The sequence below is a fragment of the Bradyrhizobium sp. PUT101 genome, assembly GCF_052043945.1.
Classification (GTDB): domain Bacteria; phylum Pseudomonadota; class Alphaproteobacteria; order Rhizobiales; family Xanthobacteraceae; genus Bradyrhizobium.
The window spans coordinates 4,620,914-4,638,568 of the sequence record NZ_CP197207.1; the positions used below are offsets into that span (position 1 = coordinate 4,620,914).

The window sequence follows — 17,655 nt, forward strand, 5'->3', positions numbered from 1 at the left end:
CCGGCAATTCGTCGCATCGGTGTATCGTCGCAACGCGCCATGCAGAAACGCTGCTGTACACGCCTCATCATCGTCCGTAACCTCCGCCGCACAATTGCAGGAGATGCGACGTGGCGAAGAAGACGGCGACCAAGAAGAAAAGTACTTCCAGGAAAGCGGCAAAGAAGACCTCGAGCAAGAAGACCTCGGGTAAGAAGACCTCGGTCCGGAAGGGCGCCGCTGCGAAAATGGTCAAGCCGGCCAAGAAGGCCGCCGCGCGCAAATCAGCCACCGCGCGCCGTCCCAGGGGACCGGCCTGGCAATGGTCCGCAGTCGATACCGCGGCCGCGATCCGCTCCGGCGCAATCTCCGCGGTCGAGGTCGTGGAAACGCATCTCGAACGGATGCGCGCCGTCAATCCAAGGCTCAATGCGGTTGTCGTGGATCTCTCGGAAGAGGCGCTCGCGGCCGCGCACGCCGCCGACAAGCAGCGCGCCAAGGGCGGCGAGCTCGGCGTCCTGCACGGTGTGCCCATCACCATCAAGGAAAATGTCGACTATGAAGGCCGGCCGAATTTCAACGGCGTTCCCGCCAACAAGGACCTCATCGCGCCGTCGGATGCGCCCGTCGTCCGCAACCTCAGGAAGGCCGGCGCCATCGTGCTTGGTCTCACCAACACCCCGGAATTCTCCTTCCGCGGCTTCACCGACAATCCCCTGCACGGGCTGACGCTGAACCCCTGGGATCCTGATATCACCTGCGGCGGCTCCTCGGGCGGTGCGGGTTCGGCGGTCGCTGCGGGCATCGGCACCATCGCCCATGGCAACGACATCGGCGGCTCGCTGCGCTGGCCGGCGCATTGCAACGGTGTCGCCACCATCAAGCCGACGCAGGGCCGCATCCCCGCCTTCAACGGAAGCGCAACGGCGGAGCGGCCGATGCTGGCGCATCTGATGTCGGCGCAGGGGCCGCTCGCGCGCCACGTCGCCGACGTTCGCCTCGCGCTGGAGGCGATGAGCCAGCGCGATCCGCGCGATCCCTGGTGGGTGCCGGCACCGCTGGTCGGACCCAAGCCGAAGGGGCCGATCAAGGTCGCGCTGGCAAAAATCCCCGAGGACATGGACGTCGATCCGTCCGTCACTGCGGCGCTGCGCCAGGCTGCCGATCATCTCGAGCGCTCCGGCTATCGCGTCAGCGAGGTCGAGGTGCCCGACATCGACGGTGTCTGGCAGACCTGGTGCGACATCATCACCAACGAGACCGTGGTGATGCAGGAGGCCGGCATGCTGAAGGTCACGTCCGAGGATTTCCACAAGGCCTGGGGCGGCATGAAGGAAAAGGCCAACGTGCTCGATCTCAAGGCCTGGATGCAGGCGACTGCCGCACGCAGCGGCCACATCCGCGCCTGGCAGTTGTTCTTCGAGGACTATCCGATCGTGCTGGCGCCGACCACGGTGAAGCCGACGCCGGGCCCGCGTGACGACACCGTCAGTACCGAGCGCGTGCGCGAGATCTTCTGGGGCGAGATCCGCTTCATCTCCGCCATCAACGTGCTGGGCCTGCCCGGCGCGGTGGTGCCGGTGGCGCTCCACGACGGCAAGCCGATCGGCGTGCAGCTGATTGCAGGGCGCTATCGCGAGGATCTCGCACTCGATGCCGCGGCCGCGATCGAGAAGCGGGCCGGCGTGCTCACCCATCGCCTGTGGGAGATCATGGCCTGAACCTGCATACGGGCTTCGCGCAATGTGCGAAGCCCGGGCGGGAAGGCGCGGCTAGTTCGTCAGGTGCGAGGCGGCGATTGCCTTCTGGAACAGCGCATTGAGCGCGTCGCTGATGCTGGCGTCGCTCGATACTTCGTAATAATAGCCCGACGTCGCGCAGGCCTGCATCTTGGTCGCGATCGAGCTGCGCCATGGCGCGATGTAGGTGTTGTACCAGCTGTTGTTGGTGATCGCGAGATAAGTGGTGTAGAGCACGGCGATCTTGACGCCGCGCGCCTTGATGGTGTTGCAGATCGTCGTCGTCAGCGGCTCCTGGCATCGGCCCGACGAGGTGATCACGGTCTGGCTGCAGCTCGAGGGATAATAGTAGTCGGCCACACCGTCGGAGACGAAGAACAGCCATTTCTGCGGCGAGGACGAGGAGCCGTCGCCGGGGGTCGGAATCGCGCCGTTCATCGACGACAGGGTGCCGTCGAAATCCGTGCACATGTCGTTGTTGTAATTGGTGTAGGGGATCGTCATCAGGTCGACGCCTGCAACTGCTGTCTTCACCGAAGAAAGGCTCGAGGTGAGCGCCGAGATCGTGGTCAGGCCGATCGAGCTGCAATCGCTGCCCATGGTGTAGACCGCCATCCGGTACTGGTTGCTGACGAGCTGGCTCGCGGTTGCCGTGTCCGTCAGCGACTGCGTCGCGTCACGCACCAGGTCGATCCGCATCTTGATCCCCAGCTTCTTTGCGATCGAGTAATAGCTCGACTTCTGGAGCGTCTTCTTGGAACTCGATGTGTAAATGTCGTGGCAGGCGAAGGCGCAACTGTCGGATGTCGCGTTCTGTAACGCGGTCATGTCGGCCGTGGTGGCGCCGAGCCCCTGCGACGGCGAGTTGTCCAGCAGCACGTAGAAGTCGATGTAGGACGGCAGCGAGGCTGCGGCAGACGAGGATACCGAAAATCCGAGGGTCTTGTAGCCGAGGATACCCATGAAATAGGTCGTCACCGACGAAGTCGCCGTCCCCGAGGCGGTTCGGGTGGTGACGCTGTCGGTCACGGTGATGGTCACGGAGCTTGACGTCATGCCGAACGCGGACATCTGTCCGGCGAACGCCTTCAGTGCATCGCTCTGCGCGGCCGAGGCGCTCTTGGTGATCTCGCTCTTGGCCGTGGCGACCAGCACGGCGGTGTCGAGCGCAACCATCAGCTTCGTCTTCGCCCGCGCGGCGAGGGAATAGTCGACGGCAGCGCCGACGAACGACAACAACGGCACCAGCGCAAGCGCGAAGATGATAGCGATGTTGCCGTTTCGATCCGAGGCAAAGCGCGAGAACAGGCGACGAGCATTCCCGGTGGCAGAGGTCAAGCCGACGCATCCTTGAACGAAAGCAATGCGCGGACGCTAGCATCGTGGAACTTACGCAAGGGTTGACCGCAGTGTGAATGCGCGTGTCCATAGTGTTGCGGATCATGTCATCGACGCGAGAAGATCCCCTGACAAGCAGGCGATCTCGCGCGGCGAGCTCGGCGAGTTCCGTCGGGGCTATGCCTGACCCCCGCGTTGAGACTTGCCCGCAACGTGCGCGGATGCCGCGCCGTGCAAGAGAGCGCCAACTCGCAGTGAGGGAGGGTGATGCGCCGGGCGATCGCTCCATCATCCTGCATCCCTTCGACGAGGTGCCATTCTCGGTGAGGATTCAGCAGCGCGACCACGACGAGCGTTCGCGCCACGCGCACGACGACGCCACGCCTGCCCGGCGTTACAGGGCTTCGGCACGCCGCTTCGACGGCACGGGGACGGCTGCCGCAAACCGCACCAATCCATTAATTCAAATTAACTCGAATTCCGGCCAATTCATCAACAAGCGTTAGGGTTACTTCCTCGATCTCTAGGCGAATTATTGTCCGCTTTACCACCCGCCTCTAACACGAGGACGGCGGACAAAGCACATGCCTCATACAGGCCAATAAGTGCGGCCCGCTCCACGCGGAGGTGGCACGATGCGCAACGAGACGATCGCTATTCACGCCGGCTACGAGCCCGAGGCCACGACGCATGCGGTCGCCGTGCCGATCTACCAGACCGCGGCCTACGCCTTCGACAGCGCCGATCACGGAGCCGCCCTGTTCAATCTCGAGACCGAAGGCTTTCGCTACAGCCGTATCGCCAATCCGACCAGTGCGGTGCTGGAGAAGCGTATCGCCCAACTTGAAGGCGGTGTTGGCGCGCTTGCGGTCGCGACCGGGCAGGCCGCGCTGCATTTTGCCTTCGTCAACGTCGCCGATCACGGCGGCAACATCGTTTCCGTGCCGCAGCTTTACGGCACCACGCACACGCTGCTCTCCCACATCCTGCCGCGCCAAGGCATTACCGGCCGTTTTGCCGAGAGCGACAGGCCTGAGGCGATCGAGAAGCTGATCGATGAGAACACCCGGGCCGTCTTTGCCGAGACCATCGGCAACCCCGCCGGCAATGTCTGCGATATCGAGGCGCTGGCGAAGATCGCGCATGCGCATGGCGTGCCGCTGATCGTCGACAATACTGTCGCAACCCCGATCCTGCTCAAGCCGTTCGACTACGGTGCCGACATCGCCGTGCACTCGCTGACCAAATTCCTGGGCGGTCACGGCACCACGCTGGGCGGCGCCATTGTCGATTCCGGAAATTTCCCCTGGGCCGAACATGCCGAGCGCTTCCCGGCCTACAACAAGCCGGATGCTTCCTATCACGGCCTCGTCTACGCCGATCGCTTCGGCAAGACTGCCTATATCGAGCGCGCGCGCAGCGTCTATCAGCGCACCATGGGTTCGGTGCTGTCGCCGTTCAACGCCTTCCTGCTGCTCCAGGGCATCGAGACCGTCGCGCTGCGCATGGGGCGCCATGTCGAGAATGCACGCAAGGTCGCCGAATTCCTCCGCGGTGATCCGCGCGTCGCCTGGGTCAACTACACCGGCTTTCCGGACAGTCCGTATTATGCGCTGGTGCAAAAGTACCTGAATGGCAGCGCATCTTCGCTGTTCACCTTCGGCATCAAGGGCGGCATGGAGGCAGGCAAGACCTTTTATGATGCGCTGAAGCTGATCACGCGCCTCGTCAATATCGGCGATGCCAAGTCGCTGGCCTGCCATCCGGCCTCGACCACCCATCGGCAGATGTCGGCGGAGCAGCAGCGCGTTGCCGGCGTGCTGCCGGAGACCATCCGTCTGTCGATCGGCATCGAGCATGCTTCAGACATCATCGAGGACATCGACCAGGCGCTGGAAAAGGCCTGCCCGTCGGCGCGGCTCGAGGCCGCGGAGTAGGCGGCGTCGCCCATGACGATCCTGATCGACAGGGATCAAGCGATATCGAGCCCGGCACTGGTGCCGGGCGAGAGCGATCTCGTACGCGACCATGCCGGCGCCGACCTCACCATCGGACTGATCAACAACATGCCGGATCCGGCGCTGAAGGCGACCGAGCGGCAGTTCATGAAGTTGCTCCAGGCTGCAGCAGGCCCGCGCCGTATCCGCTTCCACTGCTTCTCGCTTCCCAGCGTGAAGCGGTCGCCCGAAGCGAAGTGGCATGTCGAGAGCGAGTATTCCGACCTTTCCGATCTCGATCGAGGCAAGTTCGATGGGCTGATCGTGACCGGCGCAGAGCCGATCGCGCCCGAGCTCGACCAGGAGCCATACTGGCGGGACCTCACGAACCTCATCGACTGGGCCAAGACCCACACGCGCTCGACGATCTGGTCGTGCCTCGCCGCGCATGCCGCGGTGCTGCACCTCGACGGCATTGAACGGCGGCGGCTGCCGGTCAAATGTCACGGCATTTTCGATTGCGACGTCGTGACGAGCGATTCGTTGACCCGTGCTGCGCCTGCGCCGCTCAAGGTCTCGCATTCGCGCCTGAACGAGATCGCCGAGAGCGACCTCGTGCAGGCCGGTTACCAGGTGCTGACACGCTCGGCCCAAGCCGGCGTCGACGCCTTCGTCCGCCAATATGCCAGCCGCTTCGTGTTCTTTCAGGGCCACCCGGAATATGACGCGCTGTCGCTCCAGCGAGAATATCTGCGCGACATCGGCCGCTATCTCGCGCGGGAGCGCGAGACCTATCCGCGCCTGCCGGTGAGCTATTTTGACGCAGCGACCGAAGAGAAACTGGCTCGCTTCGAGAGGAAGGCGGCGCATCAGCGCCATCCGGCACTCGCCACCGAGCTGCCCGGGCTGAATTTGCGCGCCGATATCGGCGCCGGCAACGCGGCAGCGGTGCTATTCCGCAACTGGTTGCGCTATCTCGGCGCGGGCGCCGACGCGTCAGTCGCGGCGCGCTAGCCGATGCGGTCTTGGTCTCACGTTAGGATTACCCCGGCGTTAGGCTTGCCTCAACCTGCGCACGAATGTTTCAGTAGAGGAATAGGGAATCACGGGAAGCGCAGCGTGTGGTCGGCACTCCAGGGACGCGTGAGCAATCGGCTGGCCCGGCATTTCCGCGCCGCGCCGCACCGATTGCCCGCGCATGCGCCGATGGTGAGCTTCACCTTCGACGATGCCCCCGATAGCGCCGCAGGCGAGGGTGCCGAGCTTCTGGAGAAGCATGGCGGCCGGGGGACGTTTTATCTTGCCGGCAGCTTGATCGATCAGCCGTCGGCGCATTGGCACGGCCTGTCGAATGACGCGATCGTGCGGATTCACAGGGCCGGTCACGAGATTGCCTGCCACACCTTCTCGCACCGGAGCTCGGCCACTCTCGACGAGGCCGCGATGACTCGCGAGATCGAGCGGAACCGCAGTCATTTCCGCGGCATCGATTCCTCGATCGCGCTGGAGAACTTCGCCTACCCCTATGGGATCGCCTCGGTCTGGCGCAAGCCGCAACTCGCAAAAGCATTCCGGTCGGCGCGCAGCATTCTTCCCGGCGTCAATCGCGACGTCATCGACCTCCAGTTCCTGCGCGCCTCGCCGCTTGTGGATTGCGAGATCGATCCGGCAGGCGTCGATCGCTATTTCGACGAGGCGGTCGCAAGCGGCGGCTGGCTGATCTTCTACGGCCACGACGTAGCCAACGCGCCAAGCCCCTATGGCTGCACACCGCACCTGATGCGTCATGCGCTGGAGGCCGCTGGCAAGCGCAACATGCCGATCGTGACCGTTGCAGAGGCGCTGCGACGGATCGGGGCGTAGTCTTTCTCCCCGCTTGCAGCAGGGCAATCGAATGATCTTGGCGGCGGCCTGAGCGCGCGCTCGTCCTTCGAGACGACCGCTTACGGCGTCTTCTCGGGATGAGGCCAATCGGGTGCTCGTTGAAGCTGCTGCCACGCACGTCGTCCCCGTCCTGGGAGGCCCGCCGAAAGCGGCGTCTCGAAGGATGGCCCAGCGGAAACACTCTCAAATGCGACAGCCTTGCCGCCATCGGGAGAGGAGAAGATGGGCTTGCCATGCCGCTGCTGCCATGCGACTGGCCTTGTGACGAATCTCACGGCCTTGTTCCCGACACGCCCATGTCCGTTCCCTCCACCGCTCCGCTGTCTGCGCCGGCCAACGGCCGCGACGCGCTGTCGGTGCTGCATTCGGTCTTCGGTCTGCCGGGCTTCCGCGGCGCGCAGGGCGAGATCATCCGGCATGTCACCGACGGCGGCAACTGCCTCGTGCTGATGCCGACCGGCGGCGGGAAGTCGCTGTGCTATCAGCTTCCGTCCTTGCTGCGCGAGGGCTGCGGCATCGTGGTGTCGCCGCTGATCGCCTTGATGCGCGACCAGGTCGCCGGGCTGATCGAGGCCGGCGTCAATGCCGCCGCGCTGAACTCGTCGCTGACGCCGCAGGAGGCGTCGGACATCGAGCGACGCCTTCTTGCGGGCGATCTCGACCTGCTCTATGTCGCGCCGGAACGCCTGGTCACGCCGCGTTGCCTGTCGCTGCTGGCGCGGGCGAAGGTGTCGCTGTTTGCGATCGACGAGGCGCATTGCGTCTCGCAATGGGGCCATGACTTCCGTCCGGAGTATGTCGGCCTCTCCATCATCGCCGAGCGGTTTCCCGACGTGCCGCGCATCGCGCTGACCGCGACCGCCGACGAGCTGACGCGCAAGGAGATCGTCGAGCGGCTTCAACTGACGGGCGCGCCGCAATTCGTATCCAGCTTCGACCGGCCCAACATCCGCTACGAGATCGTCGACAAGCGCAACGCGGTGTCGCAGCTGAAGGAATTGATCCGCGAGCGCCACATGGGCGATGCCGGCGTGGTCTATTGCCTGTCGCGCAACCGCGTCGAGGAGGTCGCCGCCGCGCTTCAAGACGCCGGCATTGCGGCGCTGCCCTACCACGCCGGGCTCGACGGCAGCGTGCGCTCGCGCAACCAGGACCGCTTTCTCAACGAGGACGGCATCGTCATTGTCGCGACCGTGGCGTTCGGCATGGGCATCGACAAGCCCGACGTGCGCTTCGTTGCCCATCTCGATCTGCCCAAGAGCATCGAGGCCTATTACCAGGAGACGGGGCGCGCCGGCCGTGACGGCAAGCCGTCGACGGCCTGGATGGCCTATGGCCTCTCGGACATCGTGCAGCAGCGCCGCATGATCGACGAGTCGAATGCCTCCGACGAATTCAAGCGGGTCTCGATCGGCAAGCTCGATGCGCTGGTCGGCCTTGCCGAGACACCGCATTGCCGGCGCCGGCGGCTGCTCGCCTATTTCGGCGAGATCGCGATGGGCGAGAACTGCGGCAATTGCGACAATTGCCTGACGCCGCCCAAGATGCGCGACGGCAAGGTGCTGGCGCAGAAGCTGCTGTCCTGCGTCTACCGCACCGGCCAGCGCTTTGGCGCGATGCATTTGATCGACGTGCTGGTGGGGCGCCTGACCGAGAAGGTGACGCAGTTCGGCCACGACAAGCTGTCGGTGTTCGGCATCGGCCGCGAGCTCAACGAGAAGCAATGGCGCACGGTGCTGCGGCAATTGGTGGCGATGGGACATTTGCGAAGCGACAGCGAAGCGTTCGGGGCGCTCAAGCTGACGGAGTCCTCGCGCGGTGTGTTGCGCGGCGAAACGGACGTGTGGCTGCGCGAGGAGGCGCCGGGGACCCGCCTCCGTTCGAGCCGCGCCAAATCCCGCCGGGGCGATCTCGCGCCGACGGCCAGCGCACCGCAGGTTGATGTCGATCCCGAGCTGCGCGCGCGCCTGCGCGCCTGGCGTTCAGATGTCGCGCGCGAACGTGGCGTGCCGGCCTACGTGGTACTGCACGACGCAACGATCGACGGCATCGTCCGGGCCTGGCCGACGACGTTGGACGAACTCCGTAGCGTGCCGGGGATCGGCGACAAGAAGCTCGAGCACTACGGCGACGAGCTGCTTCAGATCGTCAGAACGAGGTAGGGGACAAATGCTCCGCCGTCATCCCGGACAAGCACGCCCAAAGCGCGCGCAGATCCGGGATCCATAGCCACAGGACGAGGTCGCTGCGTCACGCTGGCAACCACGAGTCTTCGTGAAACTATTGCTGCGGCGTATGGGTCCCGGATCTGCGCTGCGCTTGTCCGGGACGACAGCTGTGTACAAGGCGAGGGCTATGCCCTCATTCACCCATTCCTGAACGCATACGCATATCCGTTCAGCGCGGGCGCGCCACCGAGATGGGCGTAGAGGATCTTCGCGCCCTTCTCGAAATAGCCCTTCTTCGCGAGGTCGATCAGGCCCTGCATCGACTTACCCTCGTAGACGGGGTCGGTGATCATGCCTTCGAGGCGCGCGGTGAGGCGGATCGCCTCCTTGGTCTCTTCCGACGGCACACCGTAGGCGGGATAGGCGTAGTCCTCGATCAGCACGACGTCGTCGGCAACGAGCTCCTTGCCGAGCTCGACGAGCTTTGCGGTGTTCTGCGCGATCTCGAGCACCTGCGCCTTGGTCTGCGCAGGCGTAAAGGACGCGTCGATGCCGATCACCTTACGGGCGCGGCCATCGGCGGCGAAGCCGACGAGCATGCCGGCATGGGTGGAGCCGGTGACCGTGCAGACGATGATGTAGTCGAACTTGAAGCCGAGCTCGGCTTCCTGCTTACGCACCTCCTCGGCGAAGCCGACATAGCCGAGGCCGCCGAATTTATGCACGGAGGCGCCGGCGGGAATCGCGTAGGGCTTGCCGCCCGCCGCCTTCACCTCCTCGATCGCCTGTTCCCAGCTCTTGCGAATGCCGATGTCGAAGCCGTCGTCGACCAGGCGGACGTCGGCGCCCATGATGCGCGAGAGCATGATGTTGCCGACCCGGTCATAGACCGCGTCCTCGTGCGGCACCCAGGCCTCCTGCACGAGGCGGCACTTCATGCCAATCTTGGCCGCGACGGCGGCGATCATGCGGGTGTGGTTGGACTGCACGCCGCCGATCGAGACCAGCGTGTCGGCGTTGGAGGCGATCGCATCGGGAATGATGTATTCGAGCTTGCGCAGCTTGTTGCCGCCATAGGCGAGGCCGGAATTGCAGTCCTCGCGCTTGGCATAGATCTCGACATTGCCGCCGAGGTGTTTTGACAGTCGCTCCAGCTTCTCGATCGGCGTCGGGCCGAAGGTCAGCGGGTAGCGCGCGAATTTTTCCAACATCATTGGTCATCCCGATTGGCGGTGGCGTCTGGGAAACGGAGCTAGCATCGACTTGGAAAAATGTGCTCTCGAATATCGGGTTGATACTGTCCGTATCTTACACAAATAGGTACAGTAGGCCAGATTCCTTCCAGATTAAACGCAATGAGTGAAAGCTTCTTCCATGGCGTCCCGCCTCGACCGCATAGACCTTAAGATATTGAGATTGCTTCAAAATAATGGTCGGCTCAGCAACGCCGAGCTGGCCGAGACGGTCGCGATCAGTCCCGCCACCTGCCACCGCCGCACCCAGCGTTTGTTCGAGGACGGCTTCATCGCCACCGTGCGCGCCATGGTCGCGCCGAAGAAGCTGGCAAAGGGCACGCTGGTGATGGTCGGCGTCGTGCTCGACCGCTCGACGCCGGAGAGTTTTGCCACCTTCGAACAGGCCATTGCGAAGTTGAAATTCGTGCTCGACTGCCACTTGGTCGCCGGCGACTTCGACTACTTCCTCAAGATCCGCGTCGGCGACATGGAGGATTTCAACCGCATCCACGGCGAGCAGCTCATTGCGCTGCCCGGCGTGCGCCAGACCCGCACCTTCTTCGTGATGAAGGAAGTCGTCGACAACGCGCCGCTGGAGTTTTGAGCTGGAGCGTTGTCCAGCGAAGTGGAGACCGGTTCGCGTCATAAAACGCGTCAAAACTAAATCCAGCGCACTTGATGCGCGATCCGCATCATGAGAGATTCATACCATGCAGACATTCCCCCTCCGCCAGTCCAATCGGGCCAGGCCGGCCTATCGGCGCGGCTGGGTCGACGAGGCCGTCGCCGCGATCGAGGCCGACCAGTGCCGCACCGCCGACACGCATCTGATCCGGTTGATCGTGCCGGCGCTCTCCGGCATCGACATCTATCTCAAGGATGAGTCCACGCATCCGACCGGCAGCCTGAAGCATCGCCTCGCGCGCTCGCTGTTCCTTTATGCGCTCTGCAACGGCCACATCGGCGAAGGCACGCCCGTCGTCGAGGCATCGTCGGGATCGACGGCGGTTTCGGAAGCCTATTTCGCGCAGATGATCGGCGTGCCCTTCTACGCCGTGATGCCGCGGACGACCTCGGCGGAGAAGATTGCCGCGATCGAGCATTATGGCGGCAACTGCCATTTGATCGACGACGGTCGCGCGCTCTATGCGGACGCCGCGGCGCTCGCCGCCCGTCTGAACGGGCACTACATGGACCAGTTCACCTTCGCCGAGCGTGCCACCGACTGGCGCGGCAACAACAACATCGCCGAGTCCATCTTCACGCAGCTGCAGGGCGAGCCGCGCCCGCTGCCGGACTGGATCGTGATGGGTGCCGGCACCGGCGGCACCTCGGCCACCATCGGGCGCTATCTGCGCTATCGGCAGTATCCGACGCGGCTATGCGTCGCCGACGTCGAACATTCCGCCTTCTTCGACTGCTTCCGCTCGCAGGACCGCTCCCATGTCTGCGACCGCCCGTCGCTGATCGAGGGCGTCGGCCGGCCGCGCTGCGAGCCATCCTTCGTGCCGGGCGTGGTCGATCGCATGATGAAGATCCCGGATGCGGCGACGATCGCGGCGATGAACGTGCTGTCGCGCCGGCTGCGCCGCGCGGTCGGCGGCTCCACCGGCACCAACTTCCTGGCGCTGTGCCGGCTCGCCTCGGAAATGCGCCAGGCGAATGTGGCGGGCTCGCTGGTGACGCTGATCTGCGATTCCGGCGAGCGCTACCGGCAGACCTGTTACGAGCCCGCATGGCTGAAAGCGCGCGGCCTCGATCCGGCGCCGTACGAGGCGGCGTTGTCGTCGTTCCTCGCGACAGGCGAGCCGCTGAAGCTCGATGTCGATGACGTCTTCAATCCGCAGAGCGTACGAAGCCCCGTCGCGTCATAGCGTCTTTCGTTTTCAAAATGGCACGGCCGTCACGGCAACTTCACTTGCCCTGCGCACGCATGCAGGGGACGGTTGCGGTCTCAACAAGGAGATCCTGCCGTGCGCCTTCCCATTCTCGATCCGAAGCAGCTGACCGACGAACAGAAGCCGCTCTATGACGACATGCGAGCCGGCATCAAGGGCCATTTCAAGGGCTTTGTGAACATGCGCGACGACGGCGCGCTGCTCGGGCCCTGGAACCCCTGGATCCGCGAGCCGCGCTTCGGCGGGCCGGTGTGGGAGCTGGTCAAGGCGGTCGCGTCGAACCCGCTGCTGCCCGCGCCGGTGCGTGAGGTCGCGATCCTCGTCACCGGCTCGCATTTCCGGTCCGGGTACGAGCTCTATGCCCACGTTCTGGTCGCCGAGCAGCGCGGTCTCTCCGACGAGAAGCTGGCGACCATCGTCGCCGGGCAGCGTCCGGTGGACCTCACCAGGCAGGAGGCGGTCGCCTATGACATGGCCTCGGCACTTGTCGGCGGTGGCGTGCTGCCGGAGCTGACCTATCGCGCGGCCGTGAAGGAGTTCGGCGAGCACGGCGCGGCCGAATTGTCCTATCTGGTCGGCGTCTACTGCATGGTCTCGGTCACGCTCAATACGTTCGACGTGCCGGTGCCGGAGTAGCAACGGCTTTGTTTCGTTTGAGCATGATCCTCTCGGAAGACCGCTGCACAGTGTTCCGGGATCATGCCTAATTGCGCACGGCGTAGAGCGGCGTTCGCAACGTCACCTGATAGGACGGCTTCGGCGTCCACGCGATCAGCGCGGTGATGCCGAACAGGCGGTTGTCGTTGTCGTCCATGCGGTCAAGGTCGAGCCGCAGGATCGGCTGGGTGAAGGACTCCGCGATCGTCCGTCCCGCGAGCTGTGCGCCACCGAAGGACTGCATGCCGAGGCGCCCGGTGAACTTCCAGTTGCTCGGCCATTGGTAATAGCCGCCGGCATAGAGCACCGTGTTCGGCCGGATGCTGGCGAACGGGCTGGCAATGGTGGCGGTGGTGTATTGCACGCCGGCCAACCAGCCCCGCGTCTCGTCCTCGTCGAGCGCGTAATCGAATTCCAGGATGTTGTTGAAGGAATTCACCATGCCCTGCTCGTTCGGCACCGACTGCGTCAGCGTCGATTGCAGCGTGATCGTCGGGATCTTGCCGCCATTCTGCTGGTGGAGGTCGGCCTGCACGCCGATGTTCCAGCTGGTGATGTCGAAGGACGACCAGCCGCCACCGAGATCCGTCGTCGATCCGGATACGCCGCCATAGAGCGAGACACGGTCGGTGACGTCGACGGTCAGCGGCAGGTCAACCGCAATCGACTTCGCCGCCGGCAAGCCGTGCGGCAGCGTCGTGCCTCGTCGCGCTGCCAGGGCTTGGAACGCGGCCGACAGCGAGGTGGTGCCGAAGCCGAGCCCGAGCGTGCCTGCGGGGATCGTCGCGTAGCTGGTGCGGAGGTCGAGGTAGATGTTCGGAACAGTCGGCTTTGCCGGTGCGTCCTCCTCCGCCTCGGTGGCGAAGGCAGCGCTTGCTGAAACCGTCAGGCAGGCCAGCCCCAGCGCGACAGCGCGCAAAGCCGGACGATGCGATGGGCAACGGTTTGACACGTGACAATCCGACGCGTGGGGCTTGGTTGCGGAGCCTCATGCTAGATGGAACGTGATCGTTCCCGTGGTCAAGCGTTATCCGCAAACGATGGACTGTATCGACGCGCGCGGCTACCCTGTCGTGACTGCACCGACACTCTCGCCTGCCGGAGCGCAGGCCGGACAACGGAGGACGACAGCCATGAACACGTCACGCCGCATCCTGCTCGCCGGAATGGCGGGGCTCGCCCTCGCTCCGACCGCCGTGGCGGCCGCACCGGCGCCAGTGGTCGACGATGTGACGGTTGCCGAAGAACGCTTTGCGCGCATGATCGCCGCCGCGCATGCGCCCGACGTCACTTGCGCACGGCAGGCCGAGCGTTATGCGGATGCGCATTGGCCTGAATATCTCGTGGCAGCCAGAGCCGTTCTCGACGCAAGAGTGTGATTCTCACACTGACTTTCTCACCGCCCTCCGCACCTGTTCGCCGATCTGCGACAACACGAGTTGCGCCTGCGGCAGGATCGCGCCCATGGCGTGGAAATTGTGGACCATGCCGTCGTGGCAGACATGCTCGACGGCGACGCCCGCGGCGAGCAGCTTGCGGGCATAGGCATTGCCTTCGTCGCGCATCGGGTCGTATTCGGCGGTGTGGATGATCGCAGTCGGCAGGCCTGTGAGCCGTGTCGCGCGCAACGGAGAGACGCGGGGATCGGCGGTGTCGATGTCCTCGGGAAGATAGTCGGAAAGATCGGCTTCGATCGTGGCGCGGTCGATCAGGTGACCCTCGGCAAAGGCCTCGCGCGAGGGCGAGGTCTCCTCGAAATCCAGCACCGGGCAGATCAGGCATTGCGCGGCGATGGAGAGGCCGGCGGTCTGCGCTGCCTCCTGGCACACGATCGCAGCGAGCGTGGCGCCGGCGGAATCGCCGCCGATCACCAGACGGTCCGCATCGATGCCGAGCGATGCCGCCTCGCGCGCCACCCATTCGGTGGCGGCGATCGCGTCATCGACGGCCGCGGGGAATCTGTGCTCGGGCGCGAGCCGGTAGTCGACCGACACGAGGCGGCAGCCGGTGGCATGCGCCAGCGCGGCCGCGATGCGATCGTGCGTGGCAATGCTGCCGGCGACGAGCCCGCCGCCGTGAAAGAACACGAATCCCGGTGCGAGCTCCCCGGCGCTTGCCGGCGTGTAGAGCCGATAGGGCAGTTCGCCGGCGCGGCCGGTCAGCATGCCGTCGGAGGTCGCCACATCCGGCGCCTCGGCACGCGCGAACTGCATCAGCTTTGCCAGCGATTGCCGTCGCGCCTCCAGGCTGGGCCGGCTCCGCGCCTGCGGCGCAGCCGCAGCCATCATGGTCAACAAACGCTTGGCGAGCGGATCGAGCGGCATGGATCTTTCCTTTCTCCCAGGAAGAGGAGGGTAACTCACCAAGTCCCCGCAGGGAATCTTTTAGAAATTGGGGCAATAGTGCCCGGATATTTCCAAGGGGAGGCCGGTCATGGCCGAGATCAAAAAGCCCATAGACTATTCGCCGAGCTGGACCTTCTTCGAGGGCAAATGGCACGACGGCAATGTGCCGATCATGGGCTCGCGCACGCATGCGGCCTGGCTCGGCTCGATCGTATTCGACGGCGCGCGCGCGTTCGAGGGTGTTGCGCCCGATCTCGACCGGCACGTCGCCCGCGTCAATCAGTCAGCGATCAATTTTGGCCTGAAGCCGGTCCTCGATGCCGGCACCTGGCTAGCGCTCGCAAACGAGGGCATTGCCCGATTTGGGAGGGATGCCGAGCTCTATATCCGTCCGATGTACTGGGCGCAGAACGGGAGCGGCGGCGGCGTGCTGTTCGATCCCGAGACCACCAATTGGTGCCTGTGCATCTACGAGGCGCCGATGCCAAAACCTGTCGGCAACGCGATCACGCTGTCGCCGTTCCGCAGGCCCACCGCCGAATGCGCGCCGGTCGAGGCCAAGGCGGCCTGCCTCTATCCGAACAATTCGCGCGCGCTGGCCGAGGCCGCCGCGCGCGGCTTCAACAACGCGCTGATGCTCGACATGCTCGGCAACGTCGCCGAGTTCGGCAATTCCAACGTGTTCATGGCCAAGGATGGCGTGGTGTTCACGCCGGTGCCGAACGGCACTTTCCTGAACGGCATCACGCGCCAGCGCGTCATCAGCCTGCTTCGCGCCGACGGGGTCACCGTGGTCGAGAAGACGCTGCGCTATGCCGATTTCCTGGCCGCGGACGAGATCTTTTCATCCGGCAATTTCGCCAAGGTCGCGCCCGTGATCCGCATCGACGAGCGCGAGCTGAAGCCCGGCCCGTTCTATGCGCGCGCGCGAAAGCTCTATTGGGATTTTGCGCACGCCGTGAAGCTCGCGGCTTGAGAGGCGCTAACCGCTCCTCCGAAACCGGCTGAACTGAAACGCCTGCGTCGAGTTCCACGGCGTATGATGCGTCTCGCTGCGTGTCTCGACCAGCACGAACTCTGGCCCGAGCTCCGCCGCAAGGCTCGCGCTGTCGTGTCGCTGTACCGGCAGGCCGCTGCATCTCTCCGGACCATCGGGCGCGAACGTGCCGATGACGACTTGTCCGCCGGGGGCAAGCGCCGACCGCAGGCGTTCGACGTAAGCCGCCCTGTCACGCGGATCGGTCAGGAAATGAAATGCGGCGCGATCGTGCCAGACGTCGTAGGTCTTCGCCGGCTGCCACGTCGTGGCGTCGGCAACGATCCAGTCGACGATCGAGGCGGCTCCGCCGATTCGCTTCTTCGCCGCATCAAGCGCGTTGGCAGAGAGATCCAGCACGGCGACGTCGCGATATCCATCCTGCAACAGAGCATCGACCAGCCGTGATGCTCCGCCGCCGATATCGATGATGGTCGCGCCATGATCCGGATTGGCCGCGCGGATCAGGTCGAGCGAGGTCGCGGGGCTGTCCTGAAACCAGCTGACCTCGGCTTCGCCCTTGGTGGCATAGACATGGTCCCAATGGGTGGCTCGGTCAGACATGGCTCGTCCCCCGGGTTCGCTGGGAGCCGGTGCAAATGAGAGACTACTCGTCCTTCTTCGACATCCGCTCGAGGCGTTCCTGCATCTCCTTCATCTGCTGGCGCAGATCATCGATATTGCTGTCCTTCGGCTCCTCGGTATTCGCACCGGTCTCGGTCTCGGGAGTGGTGGTCGGACGGGGCGCAGCGAACGGCTTGAACATCGAGAAGGTCTGCTGGAACAGCTCCATGTTGCGGCGGACTTGCTCCTCCAGCGGAGCAAAAGGAGTGCCGGACAGCGTATTGGCGATCTGCTTGCGGAACTTCTCTTGCTCCTGGGTCAGCGTCGCAATCGACTGCTCCAGATATTTCGGCACCACCATCTGCATGCTGTCGCCATAGAAGCGGATGAGCTGGCGGAGGAAGGTGGTCGGCAGCAGGTTCTGGCCGGCCTTGTTCTCCTGCTCGAAGATGATCTGGGCGAGCACGGAGCGGGTGATGTCGTCGCCGGTCTTGGCGTCATAGACCAGGAAATCTTCGCCATCCTTGACCATGGCGGCGAGGTCTTCCAGCGTCACGTAGGTACTCGTTCCGGTGTTATAGAGCCGGCGGTTAGCGTATTTCTTGATGGTGGTGGGTTGGTCTGATTTCGCCATGGGCTCTCACTTGCAAACGCGGAGAACGGGAACCTGTCGGGCAATGCCGCAGGGCGGGAAGAGTACGCAACGCAACAAAGTAAGCATTTTCAAAGGGCTCACGCTACCGTTTTGTGCGGCACGGTTAATTGCAGAGCAAAATCCTGCTTGCGAAAGCGCCAAGAACGCTATTTTGAATGCGCTGCGGCATGAATTCGGAGACCGTCCGATTGACATGCCTCAACGACGTTAACAGGATGCC

The 17,655-nt window shown here is 64.3% G+C and carries 17 protein-coding genes; 11 read left to right on the plus strand and 6 right to left on the minus strand.

Features of this window, described 5'->3' with window-relative positions; all coding sequences use genetic code 11:
- The first annotated feature begins 110 nt into the window (after positions 1–110).
- Positions 111–1,700 carry an amidase family protein gene (locus tag ACSHT2_RS22295; RefSeq protein ID WP_440636560.1) on the plus strand — a complete coding sequence of 530 codons (1,590 nt, stop codon included), beginning with the start codon at positions 111–113 and terminating at the stop codon, positions 1,698–1,700.
- Between the two features lie 51 nt (positions 1,701–1,751).
- Here the strand turns inward: ACSHT2_RS22295 and ACSHT2_RS22300 are convergent, their stop codons facing one another.
- Complete coding sequence (locus ACSHT2_RS22300; protein ID WP_440636561.1) at positions 1,752–3,056, minus strand: TadE/TadG family type IV pilus assembly protein; 1,305 nt, start codon at positions 3,054–3,056, stop codon at positions 1,752–1,754.
- Between the two features lie 221 nt (positions 3,057–3,277).
- On the opposite strand from ACSHT2_RS22300, the gene ACSHT2_RS22305 reads away from it, so the two are divergent.
- The 5 genes from ACSHT2_RS22305 to recQ all read left to right on the plus strand — a co-directional run bounded on the left by ACSHT2_RS22305 (position 3,278) and on the right by recQ (position 9,039).
- The gene (locus tag ACSHT2_RS22305; protein WP_440636563.1) at positions 3,278–3,562 is read left to right on the plus strand and encodes a hypothetical protein; all 285 of its coding nucleotides are present in this window, start codon (positions 3,278–3,280) and stop codon (positions 3,560–3,562) included.
- A 129-nt stretch (positions 3,563–3,691) separates the two neighbouring features.
- The gene (locus ACSHT2_RS22310; RefSeq protein WP_440636564.1) at positions 3,692–4,993 is read left to right on the plus strand and encodes an O-acetylhomoserine aminocarboxypropyltransferase/cysteine synthase family protein; all 1,302 of its coding nucleotides are present in this window, start codon (positions 3,692–3,694) and stop codon (positions 4,991–4,993) included.
- A gap of 12 nt (positions 4,994–5,005) precedes the next feature.
- On the plus strand, positions 5,006–6,007 hold the full coding sequence (gene metA, locus ACSHT2_RS22315; protein WP_440636565.1) for a homoserine O-succinyltransferase MetA: 1,002 nt from the start codon (positions 5,006–5,008) through the stop codon (positions 6,005–6,007).
- A gap of 105 nt (positions 6,008–6,112) precedes the next feature.
- Positions 6,113–6,856: a polysaccharide deacetylase family protein gene (locus tag ACSHT2_RS22320; RefSeq protein ID WP_440636566.1), complete on the plus strand. Its 744-nt coding sequence runs from the start codon at positions 6,113–6,115 to the stop codon at positions 6,854–6,856.
- 317 nt (positions 6,857–7,173) lie between these two features.
- Positions 7,174–9,039 (plus strand): DNA helicase RecQ, encoded by a 1,866-nt coding sequence (recQ, locus tag ACSHT2_RS22325; RefSeq protein WP_440636567.1) that lies wholly within the window; start codon positions 7,174–7,176, stop codon positions 9,037–9,039.
- 203 nt (positions 9,040–9,242) lie between these two features.
- Here recQ and ACSHT2_RS22330 read toward each other — a convergent pair whose 3' ends face one another.
- Positions 9,243–10,256: a 1-aminocyclopropane-1-carboxylate deaminase gene (locus tag ACSHT2_RS22330; protein WP_440642901.1), complete on the minus strand. Its 1,014-nt coding sequence runs from the start codon at positions 10,254–10,256 to the stop codon at positions 9,243–9,245.
- A 163-nt stretch (positions 10,257–10,419) separates the two neighbouring features.
- On the opposite strand from ACSHT2_RS22330, the gene ACSHT2_RS22335 reads away from it, so the two are divergent.
- From ACSHT2_RS22335 to ACSHT2_RS22345, 3 genes are all read left to right on the plus strand, one after another.
- The gene (locus ACSHT2_RS22335) at positions 10,420–10,884 is read left to right on the plus strand and encodes an Lrp/AsnC family transcriptional regulator (RefSeq protein ID WP_440636568.1); all 465 of its coding nucleotides are present in this window, start codon (positions 10,420–10,422) and stop codon (positions 10,882–10,884) included.
- A gap of 106 nt (positions 10,885–10,990) precedes the next feature.
- Entirely contained in the window at positions 10,991–12,154 is a 1,164-nt protein-coding gene (locus ACSHT2_RS22340) for a PLP-dependent cysteine synthase family protein (protein ID WP_440636569.1), read from the plus strand.
- A 99-nt stretch (positions 12,155–12,253) separates the two neighbouring features.
- The gene (locus tag ACSHT2_RS22345) at positions 12,254–12,814 is read left to right on the plus strand and encodes a carboxymuconolactone decarboxylase family protein (RefSeq protein WP_440636571.1); all 561 of its coding nucleotides are present in this window, start codon (positions 12,254–12,256) and stop codon (positions 12,812–12,814) included.
- Between the two features lie 67 nt (positions 12,815–12,881).
- Here ACSHT2_RS22345 and ACSHT2_RS22350 read toward each other — a convergent pair whose 3' ends face one another.
- Positions 12,882–13,754: a hypothetical protein gene (locus ACSHT2_RS22350; RefSeq protein WP_440642902.1), complete on the minus strand. Its 873-nt coding sequence runs from the start codon at positions 13,752–13,754 to the stop codon at positions 12,882–12,884.
- A 214-nt stretch (positions 13,755–13,968) separates the two neighbouring features.
- Here ACSHT2_RS22350 and ACSHT2_RS22355 point away from each other — a divergent pair, with 214 nt between their 5' ends.
- On the plus strand, positions 13,969–14,214 hold the full coding sequence (locus tag ACSHT2_RS22355) for a hypothetical protein (protein ID WP_271531204.1): 246 nt from the start codon (positions 13,969–13,971) through the stop codon (positions 14,212–14,214).
- Positions 14,215–14,217: 3 nt separating this feature from the next.
- Here ACSHT2_RS22355 and ACSHT2_RS22360 read toward each other — a convergent pair whose 3' ends face one another.
- Positions 14,218–15,159, minus strand: coding sequence for an alpha/beta hydrolase (locus ACSHT2_RS22360; RefSeq protein ID WP_440636572.1), 942 nt, complete (start codon positions 15,157–15,159; stop codon positions 14,218–14,220).
- Between the two features lie 109 nt (positions 15,160–15,268).
- Here ACSHT2_RS22360 and ACSHT2_RS22365 point away from each other — a divergent pair, with 109 nt between their 5' ends.
- Positions 15,269–16,156 (plus strand): branched-chain amino acid aminotransferase, encoded by an 888-nt coding sequence (locus ACSHT2_RS22365; RefSeq protein WP_440636573.1) that lies wholly within the window; start codon positions 15,269–15,271, stop codon positions 16,154–16,156.
- A 6-nt stretch (positions 16,157–16,162) separates the two neighbouring features.
- On the opposite strand, the gene ACSHT2_RS22370 is transcribed toward ACSHT2_RS22365, so the two are convergent.
- Together ACSHT2_RS22370 and phaR are read right to left on the minus strand one after the other, a co-directional pair.
- Entirely contained in the window at positions 16,163–16,780 is a 618-nt protein-coding gene (locus ACSHT2_RS22370) for a class I SAM-dependent methyltransferase (protein WP_440636574.1), read from the minus strand.
- Between the two features lie 43 nt (positions 16,781–16,823).
- Positions 16,824–17,414, minus strand: a complete 591-nt coding sequence (gene phaR / locus ACSHT2_RS22375; protein WP_440636575.1) for a polyhydroxyalkanoate synthesis repressor PhaR — start codon at positions 17,412–17,414, stop codon at positions 16,824–16,826.
- Between the last annotated feature and the right edge of the window lie 241 nt (positions 17,415–17,655).